Source organism: Mesorhizobium sp. GbtcB19 (genome assembly GCF_019091085.1).
In the GTDB taxonomy this organism is placed as follows: Bacteria; Pseudomonadota; Alphaproteobacteria; order Rhizobiales; family Rhizobiaceae; genus Mesorhizobium.
On the sequence record NZ_JAGXJY010000010.1, the window covers coordinates 27,363 to 43,718 of the forward strand.

Genomic DNA, 16,356 nt, shown 5'->3' on the forward strand with positions numbered 1-16,356 from the left:
TTGAGTTATATCTTACGATACATCTTAAGTAAGGCGCGCCGTTTGCGGAGTCAAGATATATCTTACGATGTATCTAAGGTGCGGCCAAGATGGCTCATGCGTCTTCGAATGCCAGGGCCCATACCGCCTACCAGTGGCCCTTGCGCCGGTTCCAGGCGTAGAGAAGGTCCGCGAAGCGGTCATAGGCAAAGCGCGTCAGCGGCAGTGTGGCCACGTTACCGAACAGGGACGCCAGCCACCCCTCGCCCGGCGTGAGCCGCCAGACCGCGATCGCGACGTCGGCGCCGACCAGCAGCCGCCCTTCGCCATCGGTCGCATGCAGCCGGCGGCGGATATCCTCAAGCGAGGCGCCGAAGGCTGAAAGCGCTTGCGGCTCGAAATTGATGTCGCGGAATTCGACGCAGCCCGCCTTGACCGCTTCGATGAGCCGCCGCTTCTGGTGGCTGATGCCGGCGTCGCACACCGGGCAGCGTGTGTTGTACCAGACGGTCAGCGGCGGCTTGGGCATGGCGCGACTATCGTCGACCGGGCGCTGCGCCGCAATGCGACGCGTCGGCCAGACTATTTTTCAGCCGCGCTTCATCCAAGTGAGCTGATGATCTCGCGATACGCGAATTCCGGGAACGCCTTCAATGTCCGCGTCCGGACGCTGCCTCCGGACGACAGCATCAGCGCGAAGCGCGCCAGCACCGCGTCGTCGGGCGCCTCGACCACGGCGACCATGTCGCATTCGCCCATGGTGAGATAGAACGCCTTGAACGATCCGCCCATGTCGGCAAGCTGCTTCTTGGCGGCATCGAGCCGCTTTGGCGACTCGCGCACGTTCTTTGCGCCCTGCTCGGTCCAGTTTAGGAGCAAGATGTAGGTCGTCATGGCACACCTCCCATCGGAGCGAGGTGGCCGGGGCATCCGGCCAACCGTCCGGAAATGCGTTCGACGATGAGTATCCTACCGCCTGCCGTTCCCGGCAAGCGCGGGGTGGAAATGAAAAAGGGCGCCGGAGGCGCCCTTTCGATCTCGTATGGTTGCGTTCCCGCTCAGCTGTCCAGGAAGCTTCTCAGCTTGCGGCTACGGCTCGGATGCTTGAGCTTGCGCAGCGCCTTGGCCTCGATCTGGCGGATGCGTTCGCGCGTCACCGAGAACTGCTGGCCGACTTCCTCCAGCGTGTGGTCGGTGTTCATGCCGATGCCGAAGCGCATGCGCAGAACGCGCTCCTCGCGCGGCGTCAGCGAGGCAAGCACCCGCGTCGTCGTCTCGCGCAGATTGGCCTGGATCGCGGCGTCGATCGGCAGGATCGCCATCTTGTCCTCGATGAAGTCGCCGAGATGCGAATCCTCCTCGTCGCCGACCGGCGTTTCGAGCGAGATCGGCTCCTTGGCGATCTTCAGCACCTTGCGCACCTTTTCCAGCGGCATGGCGAGCTTCTCGGCCAGTTCTTCCGGCGTTGGCTCGCGGCCGATCTCGTGCAGCATCTGGCGCGAGGTGCGCACGATCTTGTTGATCGTCTCGATCATGTGCACCGGAATGCGGATGGTGCGCGCCTGGTCGGCGATCGAGCGGGTGATGGCCTGCCGGATCCACCAGGTGGCGTAGGTCGAGAACTTATAGCCGCGGCGGTACTCGAACTTATCGACCGCCTTCATCAGGCCGATATTGCCTTCCTGGATGAGATCCAGGAACTGCAGGCCGCGGTTGGTGTATTTCTTGGCGATGGAGATGACGAGACGCAGGTTCGCCTCGACCATTTCCTTCTTGGCGATCGCGGCCTCGCGCTCGCCCTTCTGCACCTGGTTCACGATCTTGCGGAATTCCAGGATCGATATCGCCGTTTCGGTGGCGAGGTTCTGGATCTCGGCGCGCAGTTCCTTGATCGCGTCCTTCTCGTTCTTGGTGAACTCCTTCCAACCGCGCGACGTCAGGTTGGCGATCGAGCGGGTCCAGTTCGGATCGAGCTCCGAGCCCTGATACTCCTTGAGGAATTCCTCGCGGCGCACGCCATAGCTTTCGGCGAGCCTGAGCAGCTTGCCCTCGTTCTGCACCAGGCGCTTGTTGATGTCGTAGAGCTGCTCGACCAGCGCCTCGATGCGCGCGGCATTGAGCGACAGCGACTTCACCGCCTTGATCAGCTGATCCTTCAGCTCCTTGAGCCTCCGGTCCTGGCTGGGCGACAGCGTGCCGGCGGCGGCCAGACGGTTCTCGACCTGCTGGTCCTGCAGCTTGCGAAGCTTCTTGTAGGTGTCGGCGATGACGTCGAGCGTCTCCATGACCTGCGGACGCAGTTCCGCTTCCATCGCGGCCAGCGACAGGCTCGCCTCGTCCTCGTCGTCTTCCTCTTCCTCCAGCCCGCGCGTGTCGCCGCCGACATTGGTGATGTCGTCTTCTTCCTCGCGTGCCGCCGCGCGGCCGCGCGGCTTCTCATCGGGCTTGGGCGTTTCCTCGATGCGTTCGACGACGGGCGCCTGCTTGGCTTCGGGACCGGCATAGGTCGCCTCGAGGTCGATGATCTCGCGCAGCAGGATCTTCGATTCGTTGAGCTCGTCGCGCCAGATGATGATGGCCTGGAAGGTCAGCGGGCTTTCGCACAGGCCCGCGATCATCGTTTCGCGACCGGCCTCGATGCGCTTGGCGATGGCGATTTCGCCCTCGCGCGACAAAAGCTCCACCGAGCCCATTTCGCGCAGATACATGCGCACCGGATCGTCGGTACGATCGGTCGGCTCTTTCTTGGTGGTCGTGGCGGCGACGGCGGTGCCGGTCTGCTCGGCGAGCTCGTTGGCGTCTTCCTCGGCGTCGGCGGGCGCCTCGGCCTCAGCCTCCTCGCCGACCTCGTCGTCCTCGACGACGTTGATGCCCATGTCGCTGAGCATCGCATTGATGTCTTCGATGCGGTCCGGATCCGTCTCTTCCGAGGGAAGCACCGCATTGAGCTCGTCGAGAGTGACATAGCCGCGTTTCTTCGCGGCCTTGATCATCTTCTTGACAGCATCGTCGGAAAGGTCGAGCAGAGGGCCATCGGTGGCACCTTCACGTTCGGTCTCGACCTCTTCCTTTTCCTTTGTCGCCATTCTTTGTCGTCTCCAAGCGGCCGAATATCGAGGCCGCGTAAACTGTCTGATCGGTTATGCCGGATGCGCTCGCACCAGAACGCTTTTTACCGGCCCGGCAACCGTGTCATCGCTTTTGTTTGTGCCTGTCGCTGGTCCCAAACCGGTTTCCACTTTTTGGGCGACATGCATTAAGTCCAGATTAACCCTGATATCTGGAGCAGGCACTTTGCCTGTCCAGACGTCACCGATACCTCACATCGCTCAAATTTCCCGCCGACGCCGGGGCACGGTTAACGTTTCGAATCGTCCTGATTCCGCCAATCTGCCAGAAGGTCAAGCGCCTCTGGCATGATTCGCATGAAAAAAGCGAATCAATTACCCGACTTAGAGGCGTCGATTCGACGCGCTGCACATTTCCACTTCATTTCCAGGAGCAGTCCGGCCTAAACGCGTCCAACCCTGCCCGACGAAACGCCGAACCCTTCGATCAGCGCTTCCGTTGCCTGCACATCGTTGAATTGCGCTTGAATCTCGACCAGATGCCGGAAGTTTTCGTCCGAAGGATCCGCGTCGAGCGCTGCCTGCGCCTGTTTCAGCTCTCTATGTAATGTGCGGGCGCTGCGCTGCAAGTGCAGCGCCTGGTTGAAGGCGTCGCGGGCGTCGTCGAGCCCCGCGGTTTCGAGCGCGGGCCACTGCCGCGCCCGCTTGATCAGCGCCACCGCCCTTTCCCAGATGCCGCCGCACCCGGCGCGCTCGATGGTGGCGATGACCGCGCCGCGATCGTCGGCCGCGTCATGCGCCATGGCGTCGAGGATGGCGGCGTGAAGCGTGCGCAGATCCGAATTGGCAAGGTCGAGGAATTCGACATGCGCGAAATTCTCGTCGATCAGCGCCGGATGGTTGACCAATGCCACGATGATCGTCGCCTCGCGCACCGACATGCCCTCGTCGCCGCGCTTGACCAACGCCGACTGTCCGAGCCTTTCGGTGATGGCGATGCGGCTGCCTCCACCCTTGGCGAACTGTCCGCCGGGTGCCGGTGTCTTGCCCTGGCCGCGCTCGCCTGGCCGGCCGCCATCCTGACGGTCCTGCCGCGCGCCACGCTTGGAGCCGAAGAAGGCCTCTTCACGCTCGCGCATCCCCTGCTGGTAATAATAGCGCACACTTTCGTCGCGGATGCGGCTGGTCAGGTCGCGCAACGTCTTTCGCAGCCCCGCCCGTTGCTCCGGCGTATCGAAGGCACCGCCGGCCGTCTCGCGCATCCACAGCAGTTCATCAAGCGACCGCGATTCGGCGAGCACCGCGCGGAACGCATCCGGCCCCTCGGCCTTGACCAGATCGTCGGGATCCTTGCCTTCGGGCAGCAGGGCAAAGCGTGCCCGGCGGTCGTGCTGCACCGACGGCAGCGCAAGATCGGCGGCACGCCATGCCGCCTTCAGCCCGGCCTTGTCGCCGTCGAAGCACAGCACCGGCTCCGGCGCCATCCGCCAAAGAAGTTCGAGCTGGTTTTCGGTGAGCGCCGTGCCAAGCGGCGCCACGGCGTTCTCGAAGCCGGCCTGCGCCAGCGCGATCACGTCCATATAGCCCTCGACCGCGATCACCGTGCCGCCTTTCGCGAGTGCCTTGCGGGCGCGGGCGAAATTGTAGAGCACGTTGCCTTTGTGGAAGAGCTCGGTATCGGGCGAGTTCATATATTTCGCGAGAGCATCGGGCGCCAGCGCGCGTCCGCCGAAGGCGATGATCTTGCCCCGCGAATCCGGGATCGGGAACATGATGCGGTCGCGGAACCAGTCATAGGAGACCGGGATGTCGTCGCCATGCCGCACCAGCCCGCAGGCCTCGATATCGGCTTTCGGCACGCCATTTGCCGCCAGATGCTCTTTCAAGGCATTGCGGCTGTCGGGCGCGAAGCCAAGCCGGAACGATTGCTGCGTCGCCGATGTCAGTCCACGCTCCCTGAGATAGGCGCGGGCTTTTGCTCCCTCCGGGCCCTGCAGGCGCTCCTGAAAGAAGGTGGTCGCCATCTCCATCACGTCGGTCAGGCTGGCGCGTTCCTTTTCGCGGCGCTCTTCCTGGGCATCGCGCACGGGCATCGGCACGCCCGCCATCTCCGCGATCTTCTCGACCGCTTCGGGAAAACTCATGCCGTCGAGCTCGGTGAGGAACTTGAAATGGTCGCCCGACACCGAGCAGCCGAAGCAGTGATAGCGGCCTTTCTTGTCCTCGCAGTGGAAGGAGGGGCTTTTCTCGCCGTGGAACGGGCAGCAGGCCCAATAGTCGCCGCGCGAGGCATTGGTCTTCCGCCTGTCCCACGCGACGCGCGCACCGATCACCTGCGAAATCGGCACGCGGTCGCGTATCTCGTCGAGGAAGGCGGGCGGAAAGCGCATCTAAAAAGCTCGTTTGCCCTTCATATAATCAAGCCGGCCGGGCGCGGCGACTCTGTCTCGCCCATCGTACCCGCTTTTCACAGACGAAAAGAAGGCGGCCGAGCGGCCGCCTTCTTGTTGAATTCCGGATTGGCGCGATTACTGCGCGGCGATCGCGCCGAAGATGATGCCGGAAAGGATGCTGACCAGCACATAGTCGTTGCCGACGCGGATCCACTCCTGGCCGGGACCCGGGCGGCGCAGGCCGTAGCGGTTCCAGTCGCGCACCGCCTGGTGACGCTTCCAGTCGGAGTAGCGCTGGCCGTTGCGCCAGTTGTTACGCCCGTGGTCGCGCTTGACGATGACCTTCTTCTTGATGACGCGCTTCTTCACGTCGCGATGCGTGCCGGGCTTCTGCCAGTCGACCTGGGCGTAATTCGACTGCGGCGCGCTCGGCTGGACGAGCGGCGCGGCCTGGCCTGAAAAGGCCGAAGCGGCCAGCATCGAGGCAGTGACGGCGGACAATATGAGACGCTTCATGGTCAAACTCCTTGGTTGTCGATAAGCAGAGGAATAACCGCCGGTTGATGAACCGAAACTGAACATGAGGATTACAATTCTGTAATTGTTTCCGAGGCTTGCTGGATCGTGTTCAACAGATTCTCAAATCGAGCCCACCCGTCGTCTGCCGGCCACGACATTGTCGCGCCGAGCGCGACGCCGACCGAACTGCAACCAATGGGTCGCCCATTCATTTCCGACATGCGCCGTCGAGCGCAGGCGATCGTCGCATCAGAAAAATCTATTATCCGGCTAATGGTAATTGGTATATTTGCAAGCCTTGAAATGACTGAGATTCGTCACGCCCTGCATGCTGCAAGCGCCACCCCGCGAGGTCGGCTATGAGCGGCTCCGTCGTCCTCCTGCACCTTGCCGGCGCGGTGGCGCTGATGCTGTTCGCCACCCGCATGGTGAAGACCGGTGTCGAGCGCGCCTATGGCGACGTGCTGCGCCACAGGCTGCGCGCCACCATGCGCAACCCGATCATGGCGGTGCTCGCCGGCTGCGGGCTGTCGATCGCGCTGCAGAGCTCGACCGCGGTGACGCTGCTGGTCGGCTCCTTCGCCGGCGCCGGCATCGTTTCGGGCGCCGCGGGACAATTGGCGGTGCGCGGCGCCGAGATCGGTTCGGCGCTGGTGGTCAAGCTGCTCACCTTCGACCTGACGCTGCTGGTGCCGCTCTGCCTGATCGCGGGAACGGTCATGTTCATGGCCACCGAGCGGCGCGACTGGCGGCAATTGGGCCGTATCCTGATCGGTATCGGCCTCTTGATCCTGTCGCTGGAGATGATCGGGCAGGCGTCGGAACCGTTGCGGCAGAGTTCGCTGATGCCGATGATCATCAGCTATTTTTCCAGCGATTTCGTCACCGCCTATCTGCTCGCCGCCCTTGTCACCTGGCTCTTCCATTCCTCGATCGCCGCGGTGCTGCTTCTGGTGACGCTGGCGGGGCGGGGCTTCATTCCTCCGGAACTCGGCATCGTGCTGGTGCTTGGCGTCAATCTCGGTTCCTCTGTTATCGCGCCCTTGCTCACCCGCAATGCCGATCCGGGCATCCGCGTCGTGCCGATCGGCAACCTCCTGATGCGCGGCATGGGTTCGCTGGTGATGCTGATCCTGTTCATGACGGTGAAGCCGCCGATCGGCTTTCTTGGCGCCACCGTGCCCGATCAGATCGTCAACGCGCACATCCTGTTCAATGTGATTATCCTGCTCGCCGGCCTGCCGCTCGCGGGCCTTGTCTACCGCGTTTCCGAGAAGATCGTGGCGGTCGGCACCAAGCCGGACCCGGCCGCGGCGCTCGACGTCGTCGAGCTGTCGGCACTGAACGAAAGCGCTCTCGACACGCCAAGCCAGGCGCTGGCCAATGCCACCCGCGAGGTGGTGCGGGTCTGCGAGACTGTCGAGATCATGCTGAAGCGTATCATCGAACTTTACGAAAGCGCCGATGGCGACAAGATCAAGGCGCTGGCCGCGCTCGACGACCGCGTCGACAAGAAGCATGCGGCGATAAAACTCTATCTGGCCAAGGTCACCAAGAACCCGCTCAGCGAAGACGAGGCTTTGCGCTGCCAGGAACTGATTGGCGCCTGCGTCAAGCTGGAGCAGGTCGGCGACATCATCGTGCGCAACATGCTGGTGCACGTGAAGAAGAAGCTGGAGCGCGGCCTGGAGTTCACACCGGAAGGCTGGCGCGAGCTTTGCGCCTTCCATGCCTCGGTGCTGGCCAACGCGCGCCTTGCCTTCAACGTGCTGGTCTCGCGCGACCCGGAAACCGCACGTCAGCTTGTGCTGGAAAAGGACCTCTTGCGCGAGCGGGAAAAGGAAACCAGCGCCAGCCATTTCGTTCGCCTGCGCGACGGCACGGCCAAGAGCGTCGAGACCAGTTCCATTCACCTCGACACTATCCGTGACCTCAAGCAGATCAACTCGCTGCTGGCTTCCATGGCCTATCCCGTGCTCGAGGAGCGCGGCCTGCTCGGCGGCTCGCGGCTGAAGGCGAGCTGACTCGCCCTGCCGGACCGAATAAAATCTTTGCCCACCCTCGCTTCCGTCGGCTATGGATCGCCCGAGGACCTGTTGGGAGGACGATCGGTCGATGGACACGCATTCGCGCAGCTTCGCCAAGGCGCTTTCCTGGCGTGCCACCGGCACGATCGACACGATGATCATATCGCTCGTGGTCACCGGCAGCGTAAAGCTCGCTGCGGCCATCGGCGGGACCGAAGTCGTTACCAAGTCGCTGCTCTTTTACCTTCACGAGCGGGCGTGGCTGAAAATTCCTTATGGCCGGAACAACAAGCCTGCCTCGCCGTCCGCTACCGAGGCAGATCTAAATCCGGTCAAGAAAAGCTAAAGCGGCATCGACATTTTCTGCATTGCCGGCGGCGCGCGTCCATGGTTTGACGCCCTGCATTCAAACCAAGCCTTTGCGCCATGCTGCCGCTGATTGCCCTTTTCCTTGCCGCCTTCGCCTTCGGCACCACCGAATTCGTCATCGCCGGCGTGCTGCCCGAGGTGGCGCAGGGCCTCGGCGTTTCGGTGCCGACCGCCGGCTATCTCGTCTCCGGCTATGCCTGCGGCATCGCCATCGGCGGCCCGCTGCTGGCTTTAGCCACCGCCAAGGTCTCGCGCAAAACGCTGCTCATCGGGCTGACGATTGCCTTCACCCTTGGCCAGGCTGCCTGCGCGCTGGCGCCCGACTTTACCGCGATGCTCCTGCTGCGCATCGCGACCGCGGTGGCGCATGGCTGCTATTTCGGTGTCGCCATGGTGGTCGCGGTCAGCCTGGTGCGCGAGGACCAGCGCGGCCGAGCGGTCGCGGTGATCCTCTCAGGCCTCACAGTCTCCAATGTCATCGGCGTGCCGGCCGGCACCGCGATCGGCAGCCTGTGGGGCTGGCGCGCGACCTTCTGGGTGATGGGCGCGCTGGGCATCATCGCCGTCGTCGCCATGCTGGCGCTGCTGCCGCGCACGGTGGGCGCCGCCAACCGGCCCGCCGGGCTGGCGCGTGAAGTGCGGGTGCTCGGCCGCCAGCAGGTCTGGACGTCGCTGATCCTGATGCTGATGCTGATGATCGGCCAGTTTGCGCTGTTCACCTACATCACGCCGATGCTGCTCGAGGTCACTGGCCTCGACGAGAGCCTGATCCCGTGGGTGCTGCTGCTCAACGGCGTCGGCGCCACGATCGGCGTGCTCGTCGGCGGCAAGCTCGCCGACTGGAAGCTGATGCCGTCGCTGATCACCATGCTCGCCCTGCAGGCGGTGATGCTGGGCGTCATCCATGTCGTCAGCCCCTACCCGCTACCGATGGTCGTCGCGATCGTCATCTGGGGCGGCCTCAACTTCGCCATCGGCGCGCCGATCCAGACGCGCATCCTCGCCTGGACGGCCGACGCCTCCAACCTCGCTTCCTCGCTGATCCCCTCCGGCTTTAACGTCGGCATCGCGCTCGCCGCATCGCTGGGCACGGCGATGCTCAATGCCGGCTATGGCTATCGCAGCCTGCCGTTGGCCGGCGCATTGGCCATGCTGGTGGCGGTGGTGGTGGCTGTCGCCTCGCAGGCCTGGGAATGGCGCAGCCGCGCGACGCCGCCGCTGCCGGCGGCAGCGGAGTAACCGGCCCGCGCCTGACTGTCGGGCCTATTGGCTCAGACCTTCGGTCGCGACGAGCCGGAAGCTCTCGAAAGGATGGACGCCAGGCTGTGAAGGCCTTCCGTCAGTCGTTCGCGATTGGGGGTGGCGCCCAGCGCCAGGCGAAAGCCGTTGGCAAAATCTTGCCCGACGGCAAATTCCTCCGCGGGGCTGATGGCCAGCCCGCGACGGCGGGCAATGTCGGCGAGTTCCGCCGAGCGCAATTGGCTGTCCAGCGGATACCACAGATGCAGGCTGGAGGCCGTTGCCACAAAACCTTTGGGCAGGATGTTGCGGGCGATTTCTTGCCTGGCCTGCGCTTCGGCGCGCACGCCGGCGGTGATCTCCCCGGCAAGGCCGCTGCGCAGCCACTCGCAGGCAAGCCCCGTCATCAGCGGTGGCGCCATCATGGTCGTGCCGCGTATGGCTGTCGCGATCCGCTCAGCAGCTTGCGCGTCGGGCGCCGCCAGGAAGGCTGTGCGCAGGAAAGGCGAGATGCATTTCGCCAGTGTCGCGACATGGAAGGTCCGCTCCGGCGATAGGTTCAGAAAGGCTGGTGGCGGCGCGGCGAGCAACCTTCTGTAAGGATCGTCCTCGACGATGGTCAGGTCGAGCTTGTCGGCCATGCGGGCGATTTCGCGCCGCCGGCCTTCGTGCATGACGAGCGCGGTCGGATTTTGCAGTGTCGGATTAAGATAGAGGACGCGGGTGCCATGCCGCCGCGCCGCCTCTTCGAGAGCGTCCGGCCGCATGCCCTCGCCGTCGCCTCCGACGGCGGCGAGCTTGCGTCGCGTGGCCCCAGCCAGCCCGATCAGCCCGGGATAGGTGAGCGCATCGGCAAGGATCGTGTCGCCCTCGCGCGTCTCTGACAGGACGACGGCCGTGAGCAACGCCTGCGCGCCGGAACCGACGACAACCCTGTCGACCGGCAACCTGTCCCCCGTTGGGGCAAGCCATGATGAACCGATGGCGCGCTCCACCGGCGAACCCGGACCGGGATGATAGGAAAGCAGCGCTTCGGCGCTGGATCGCTTGAGCAGCCCTTCGACACCGGTCCGGATCAGTGCCGGCAGATTGAGGCCGGCCGGTGCCGGCGGAATGTTCATGCTGAGATCGAGGACAGGCTCTTCCGGATCGCCCGGCGTGACGAAGGTGCCCCGGCCCGCCGTTGCGTCGATGAGGTTTCTGCGCCTGGCTTCGGAAAACGCTCGGGTGACGGTCGTAAGATCGACCCCCAGCAGCCTGGCGAGCTCACGCTGTGGCGGCAACCTGTCGCCAGGCTGCAAGCGGCCGTTCGAGCGGGCGTCCGCGAGGGCGTCGACGATCTTGAGATAGACCGGTCGCGGCCCTGCCTCCAGAACTGGTAACCAGCCGATGTCGCCTTCGTTGCTCACTTGCCGCCAATCCATACATTTTGTCGCATTGTATGCATACAAGAATGATATATGTATGCATCAGAGACCTCAAGCCGGTAACCACACGCGAGGTCCGCTGGAGCGACGATCATGGAAGACCTTGCGCACTATCCACATCTGGTACCCTGGCAGGTAGGGATCCGGGGCCGCTGCCCGCGTTGCGGCGAGGGCCACCTGTTCGAGGGATTCTTGAAACTGGCGCCGAAATGCGATGTCTGCGGGCTCGACTATTCCTTTGCCGATCCCGCCGACGGCCCAGCCTTCTTCGTCATCTGCTTTGCCTGCGTGCCTTCGGTGCTCTTCGCCGTCTGGGCGCAGGTGACCTTCGAGCCATCCATGTGGTTCCACGCCTTCGTCTCGGTGCCGATCGTTCTCGCAACCTGCATCCCACCGCTGAGGCCGCTCAAGGGCTGGCTCGTGGCAAGCCAGTTCTATTACAAGGCCGAAGAAGGAAGGCTGGCCAAGCCTGGCGAATAAAACCGCCAAGCCGTTACAACCTAAAGATCGATCCGGAATTTCAGACTCTCCGCGCCGCCATAGGCGGCGTCCTCGAAGAAGCGGCCGACGAGCCTGCCGCCATTGGCCGTGATGACCTTGTGCGAAGCCGGATTGCCCGGCTTCGCGGTGATCTCGACATAGTCGAGCCCGACCGCCCTCGCCTCGCCGAGCATCAGCCGCAACGCTTCGGTGGCATAGCCGCGGCCCCGCTTCCATGGCACCACCGCATAGCCGATATGGCCGAGCACATGCGAAGGCAGCGCCGACGTACCCTTCTGCCAGCGAAAGCCGATCGAGCCGGCGGCCTCGCCATCCCAGATCCAGCGCCGAAAGCCCGGCAGCCGCGCGACCTTGCTGCCGTCAGGCAAGGTGATGGGCGGTCCCTTCGCTTGCGGGTCGTCAAGGCCGGCGAGAAACTTGACAGGATCTTTCTCGATCGCTTCGAGCTGCTCGCGCGTCGCTTCCAGCAGCCGCACATTGTCGGGCGACCACCCGCGCTCCAGCGCCGCCCTGTAGGACGGCAGATGTTCGAGCGCCGGTTTGACGATTTCGATCATGGCCCGTTTCCTGTCGAGATGGGTACGGATAGCCGCCGGACGGATCGCTCTCAAGTCGCTTGAAACTGGATTTCACCCTTGTTCAGGAAGCAGGCCTTGTCGAACAGCGACAGGTCGAGCGGGTTCGGCAGCCTTACATCGCCGATATCCGGGAACGGCTTCCTGGCGGGATCATACGACCTGTCGATCTGCGAGATGAAGACCAGCACCAGGCCGCGTTCCCGGGCAAACGATCTCAGCGCGCGGATCTGGACCATGAGCTCGGGATTCTCCCGCTTCTGGTCGAGCAGTTGCAGATAGTCGATGACCGCGAGCGTGCCGCGCGGCGCCGACCGCAATCTTTCCATGATGTAGCCGGCGCTGATGGCGTCTGAATTGTCGAAATCGAACAGGCGGTCGAAGTCGGCCGGTTCGGCCCCGATGTCACGGAACCGGTCCAGTATGTCGGCGTGCATATATTCCAGGGTGAAGAACGCGGCGCGACTGCCTTGCTTCATGGCCGCCACGGCGAGTTCGAGGCTCATCAGCGTCTTGCCCTGGCCCGGCCGCGCCGCCATGAGAACCATGTCGCCGGGCATCAGCCGAGCCAAAAGATGGCCGGCGGGCGCAGCTTCGGCGGCCTTGGCCGCAAGCAGGCTCCAGCTGCCAAAGCCTTCCCTGGCGGCGACGCGGTCGAGCGCCTGATGGAGCGGAACATCTTCCCTGCGAGACAGGAGCCTCGCCTGGCGTTTCAGATGATAGACGGGTGCGGAAAGCCGCATCGAAAACCTCCTGCCGCGAGCAGTCTTCGCAACCCCTCCTTATGCCTGGCGCTCGAACAGTTGGTTGAGTGATCGACTGCCCTGCATGAACGATGCTTTCCCGATGGAGGGAGGAGGCGTGGGCGCGCCGGGAATCGGATGATACCTCAATCGAGGCGGACCGAAAATCCGAACTCCAAAAGGTGTCGCTAAACTAGATGTGTTTCGCCGATGCGTGCGAGACCTTCTATGATCGGCCCGGGTGATTCACGGGTACGAGACACATCGACGGGAGGGGCAAACGGTGCGGTTGAGATCTGTTCCGCTGGGCACGGCCATCTTCGGTCTTGTCGCGATCCTGGCCGCCCTGACGGTATCGGTCAGCTCCTTTGCGGCGTTGCGGCCGTCGAACATTCCCGACTGGCTGCAGCGCCATGTCGGCGATGGCGAGGGCCAGATCTCTGAGGTCGTGCTGGAGCGGGCGCGCGCGCTTTACCAGAAGAAAGTCAGCGACGGTTCGGTCAGCAACCCCTGCTACTTCGCCATGGATGCGACGCGTCCCGGCGATCTCGGCAACAGCGTGCTTGGCCAGCGCTATTACGTCGTCTGCGAAGCCAAGCAGCTCTTCCGCGCGGTTTCCTCGGGCCATGGCGGCGGCCGCAACCTCAAAGGCGTCGCCGATTTCTCCAACGGCAGGCGTTGCGCGAAAAACTTCGGCAATGCGATGGACTCCGAGCTGACCGCCGGCGGCGCCTACATCACCGCCGAGACCAAGACGTCCTTCAAGGGCTATTACCGCGTCGGCGCGCAGGACGCCGTGTTCATGCGCACCTTCATCCAGTTCGACGGCGAAGGCGAAGCGGCCAACGCCAGGCAGCGTGTGATCGGCGGGCATCCGGCGGCTATTCTGAAGGGCCTGTGCATGCGCAAGAGCCCGCAAAGCTCCTACGCCGACCATGACGGCTTCGTGCCGTTCGGCAAGCTGGTCAACTATGCCGGCGGCCGCAGCAATGGCTGCACCAGTTGGTCGCCGGCCGATGCCGAGCAGATCATCCCGATGGTGAAGAACAGCCCGACGACGCTCTACATCTATCCGGAATCGCGCGACATCGCCGCCGTCGCCCGCGCCAAGTCCGGCGGCCAGGCGCCCTCGGCCGCGGGAGCCTATTGGAACGCCTCCTGCCTGAAGGAAATCGGCACTCCAAAGTTCTGGCCGAAGAAGACACTGGAGCCGATCATCGCGCAGTACAAGAAGGATCATCCGGCGCCGCCGCCGCAGCCGGTGCCGATCTGCAAGAACTAAGGCTGTCTTCTACTGCAACAGTCCCTTGATGATGGCGCTCGCCTTGGCGAAGTCCATCTGCCCGGCATATTTCTGCTTCAGCGCGCCGATCACCTTACCCATGTCCTTCTGGCTGGCGGCGCCGGTCGCCGCGATCGCCTCGCGCGCCGCCGCCTCGATCGCCGCATCGTCGAGCTGCGTCGGCAGGAATTCGCGGATGACCTCCATCTCGCCGCGCTCCTGCGCCGCCAGTTCCGGGCGCTTGCCGTCTTCGAAGGCCTTGGCCGATTCCTCGCGCTGCTTAACCATCTTGGCGAGGATTTGCAGAATCTCCTCCTCGCTGGCGGGCGGCTTGCCGGCGCCGCGATTGGCGATATCGCGATCATGGATGGCTGCCTGAATCAGCCTGAGCGTCGGCAGGCGGTGCTTGTCCTGCGCCTTCATCGCGCTCTTCATGGATTCGGCGATTTTCTCGCGCATCGTGCTTCTCCTTCGAATGCGGCGGACAATAGCTTTGCGGGACGGGTAACGCAAATCCCGGCAAGCCGCTGATATTGCTGGACGAATGCAAATCTATCCTGGCTTGGGGCCGCCGCATTGACCGCTCCCGCGCCTTCCCCTATGTACTCGGTCCTGCATGAGACAATGAGTTGACGCGAGGGAGCTGAAAATATCCAGCCCGCGCGTCTTGCCGCGCAAACGGTCCTGCCGCCCGTTTTGAAGCGCCTGACAGGAGTGCCGCCATGGCCACGACCACTGCCCCCTGGGCCACCGAAAAGCCGACCGCCCTTCTGGTGCTCGCCGACGGCACGGTGATCGAAGGCCGTGGTCTCGGCGCCACCGGGTCGGCGGTCGCGGAAGTCTGCTTCAACACCGCGCTGACCGGTTACGAGGAAATCCTCACCGATCCGTCCTACGCCGGCCAGATCGTCACCTTCACCTTTCCGCATATCGGCAATGTCGGCACCAATGACGAGGACATCGAGGATTTGCATCCGGCTGCCCGCGCCGGCGCCGTCGGCGCCATCTTCAAGGCCAATGTCACCGACCCCTCGAACTATCGCGCCGCCGGCCATCTCGACCAGTGGCTGAAGCGGCGCGGCATCGTCGCGCTTTCCGGCATCGATACCCGCGCGCTGACCGTGCTGATCCGCGAGAAGGGCATGCCCAATGCCGTTATCGCGCACGCGCCGGACGGCGTCTTCGACATCGAGGACTTGAAGCGGCAGGCCGCCGCATGGTCGGGCCTGATCGGCCTCGATCTCGCCAAGGAAGTGACGTCCGGCCAGTCCTCGGTCTGGCGCGAGACCCCATGGATCTGGAACGAGGGCTATGGCGAGCGGGGCGTGCCGTCGATGCACGTCGTGGCCATCGACTATGGCGTCAAGCGCAACATCCTGCGCCTGTTGGCGGGCCTCGGCGCCAAGGTCACCGTCGTGCCGGCGAAGACGGGCGCCGAGGAGATCCTGGCCATGCAGCCGGACGGCATCTTCCTGTCGAACGGCCCCGGCGATCCGGAAGCGACCGGCGAATATGCCGTGCCGGTGATCCAGAACCTCTTGAAGACCGACATCCCGGTGTTCGGCATCTGCCTCGGCCATCAGATGCTGGCGCTGGCGCTCGGCGGCAGGACCGAGAAGATGCATCAGGGCCACCACGGCGCCAATCATCCGGTCAAGGACCATACCACCGGCAAGGTCGAGATCGTCTCGATGAACCACGGTTTCGCCGTCGATGCCGACTCGCTGCCCGAAGGCGTCGAGGAAACCCATGTCTCGCTCTTCGACGGCTCCAACTGCGGCATCGCGCTGACCGGCCGGCCGGTATTCTCGGTGCAGCATCACCCCGAGGCGTCGCCCGGCCCGCAGGATTCGCATTACCTCTTCCGCCGCTTCGTCAACCTGATCCGCGAACGGCGCGGCGAGGAAGCGCTGGCCGAACGTTGACACACTCTGTGGGTTAGCTATAATATCGCCAAATGGAGATAAGAGCGGCGATATCCGGTGAAGACCATCATCCTCTCGGCGGCCGCGGCTCGTGATCTCGACAATCTACCCGCCGACGTTCGGAACCAGATATCCGAGGGCCTGATAGATTACGCGATGAGCGGTCGAGGAGATGTAAAGCGCTTAACTGGTAGAGACGGCTACAGGCTGCGGATCGGTCGCTACCGAGTTATATTCGATGAGAACCGCACCACCGTCCTAGCGATCTACATAGGAAAACGCGAGACAATAACCTACAGCAGGTCATAG

16 protein-coding genes are annotated in these 16,356 nt (G+C 63.8%); 7 read left to right on the top strand and 9 right to left on the bottom strand.

Annotation, left to right across the window (positions count from 1 at the left end; genetic code table 11):
* Window positions 1-127: 127 nt before the first annotated feature.
* The 5 genes from KVT37_RS18065 to KVT37_RS18085 all read right to left on the bottom strand — a co-directional run bounded on the left by KVT37_RS18065 (window position 128) and on the right by KVT37_RS18085 (window position 5,956).
* A complete protein-coding gene (locus tag KVT37_RS18065) occupies window positions 128-508 on the bottom strand; it encodes a DCC1-like thiol-disulfide oxidoreductase family protein (protein WP_217575494.1) in 381 nt (126 codons plus the stop codon).
* 71 nt (window positions 509-579) lie between these two features.
* Window positions 580-873 carry a GYD domain-containing protein gene (locus tag KVT37_RS18070; RefSeq protein ID WP_217575496.1) on the bottom strand — a complete coding sequence of 98 codons (294 nt, stop codon included), beginning with the start codon at window positions 871-873 and terminating at the stop codon, window positions 580-582.
* A gap of 164 nt (window positions 874-1,037) precedes the next feature.
* Window positions 1,038-3,065: an RNA polymerase sigma factor RpoD gene (rpoD, locus tag KVT37_RS18075; protein WP_217575498.1), complete on the bottom strand. Its 2,028-nt coding sequence runs from the start codon at window positions 3,063-3,065 to the stop codon at window positions 1,038-1,040.
* Window positions 3,066-3,490: 425 nt separating this feature from the next.
* On the bottom strand, window positions 3,491-5,437 hold the full coding sequence (gene dnaG / locus KVT37_RS18080) for a DNA primase (protein ID WP_217575500.1): 1,947 nt from the start codon (window positions 5,435-5,437) through the stop codon (window positions 3,491-3,493).
* 138 nt (window positions 5,438-5,575) lie between these two features.
* On the bottom strand, window positions 5,576-5,956 hold the full coding sequence (locus tag KVT37_RS18085) for an RcnB family protein (protein WP_217575502.1): 381 nt from the start codon (window positions 5,954-5,956) through the stop codon (window positions 5,576-5,578).
* A gap of 362 nt (window positions 5,957-6,318) precedes the next feature.
* Between KVT37_RS18085 and KVT37_RS18090 the strand changes: the two genes are divergently transcribed.
* From KVT37_RS18090 to KVT37_RS18100, 3 genes are all read left to right on the top strand, one after another.
* Window positions 6,319-7,983, top strand: coding sequence for a Na/Pi cotransporter family protein (locus KVT37_RS18090; RefSeq protein WP_217575504.1), 1,665 nt, complete (start codon window positions 6,319-6,321; stop codon window positions 7,981-7,983).
* A 91-nt stretch (window positions 7,984-8,074) separates the two neighbouring features.
* Window positions 8,075-8,332: a DUF2061 domain-containing protein gene (locus tag KVT37_RS18095; protein WP_217575506.1), complete on the top strand. Its 258-nt coding sequence runs from the start codon at window positions 8,075-8,077 to the stop codon at window positions 8,330-8,332.
* A gap of 80 nt (window positions 8,333-8,412) precedes the next feature.
* A complete protein-coding gene (locus tag KVT37_RS18100; protein ID WP_217575508.1) occupies window positions 8,413-9,594 on the top strand; it encodes an MFS transporter in 1,182 nt (393 codons plus the stop codon).
* 32 nt (window positions 9,595-9,626) lie between these two features.
* On the opposite strand, the gene KVT37_RS18105 is transcribed toward KVT37_RS18100, so the two are convergent.
* Window positions 9,627-11,003 carry a PLP-dependent aminotransferase family protein gene (locus KVT37_RS18105; RefSeq protein ID WP_217575510.1) on the bottom strand — a complete coding sequence of 459 codons (1,377 nt, stop codon included), beginning with the start codon at window positions 11,001-11,003 and terminating at the stop codon, window positions 9,627-9,629.
* Window positions 11,004-11,114: 111 nt separating this feature from the next.
* Here KVT37_RS18105 and KVT37_RS18110 point away from each other — a divergent pair, with 111 nt between their 5' ends.
* Window positions 11,115-11,501 (top strand): DUF983 domain-containing protein, encoded by a 387-nt coding sequence (locus KVT37_RS18110; protein ID WP_217575512.1) that lies wholly within the window; start codon window positions 11,115-11,117, stop codon window positions 11,499-11,501.
* Window positions 11,502-11,521: 20 nt separating this feature from the next.
* On the opposite strand, the gene KVT37_RS18115 is transcribed toward KVT37_RS18110, so the two are convergent.
* Both KVT37_RS18115 and KVT37_RS18120 read right to left on the bottom strand, forming a co-directional pair.
* On the bottom strand, window positions 11,522-12,079 hold the full coding sequence (locus tag KVT37_RS18115) for a GNAT family N-acetyltransferase (protein WP_217575514.1): 558 nt from the start codon (window positions 12,077-12,079) through the stop codon (window positions 11,522-11,524).
* Window positions 12,080-12,129: 50 nt separating this feature from the next.
* The gene (locus KVT37_RS18120) at window positions 12,130-12,840 is read right to left on the bottom strand and encodes a DNA helicase (protein ID WP_217575516.1); all 711 of its coding nucleotides are present in this window, start codon (window positions 12,838-12,840) and stop codon (window positions 12,130-12,132) included.
* A 283-nt stretch (window positions 12,841-13,123) separates the two neighbouring features.
* On the opposite strand from KVT37_RS18120, the gene KVT37_RS18125 reads away from it, so the two are divergent.
* Complete coding sequence (locus KVT37_RS18125; protein ID WP_217575518.1) at window positions 13,124-14,122, top strand: murein L,D-transpeptidase catalytic domain family protein; 999 nt, start codon at window positions 13,124-13,126, stop codon at window positions 14,120-14,122.
* 9 nt (window positions 14,123-14,131) lie between these two features.
* Here KVT37_RS18125 and KVT37_RS18130 read toward each other — a convergent pair whose 3' ends face one another.
* Entirely contained in the window at window positions 14,132-14,581 is a 450-nt protein-coding gene (locus tag KVT37_RS18130; RefSeq protein WP_217575520.1) for a GatB/YqeY domain-containing protein, read from the bottom strand.
* Window positions 14,582-14,844: 263 nt separating this feature from the next.
* Here KVT37_RS18130 and carA point away from each other — a divergent pair, with 263 nt between their 5' ends.
* Complete coding sequence (carA, locus tag KVT37_RS18135) at window positions 14,845-16,047, top strand: glutamine-hydrolyzing carbamoyl-phosphate synthase small subunit (RefSeq protein WP_217575522.1); 1,203 nt, start codon at window positions 14,845-14,847, stop codon at window positions 16,045-16,047.
* A 57-nt stretch (window positions 16,048-16,104) separates the two neighbouring features.
* Window positions 16,105-16,356, top strand: a complete 252-nt coding sequence (locus KVT37_RS18140) for a type II toxin-antitoxin system RelE/ParE family toxin (protein WP_217575524.1) — start codon at window positions 16,105-16,107, stop codon at window positions 16,354-16,356.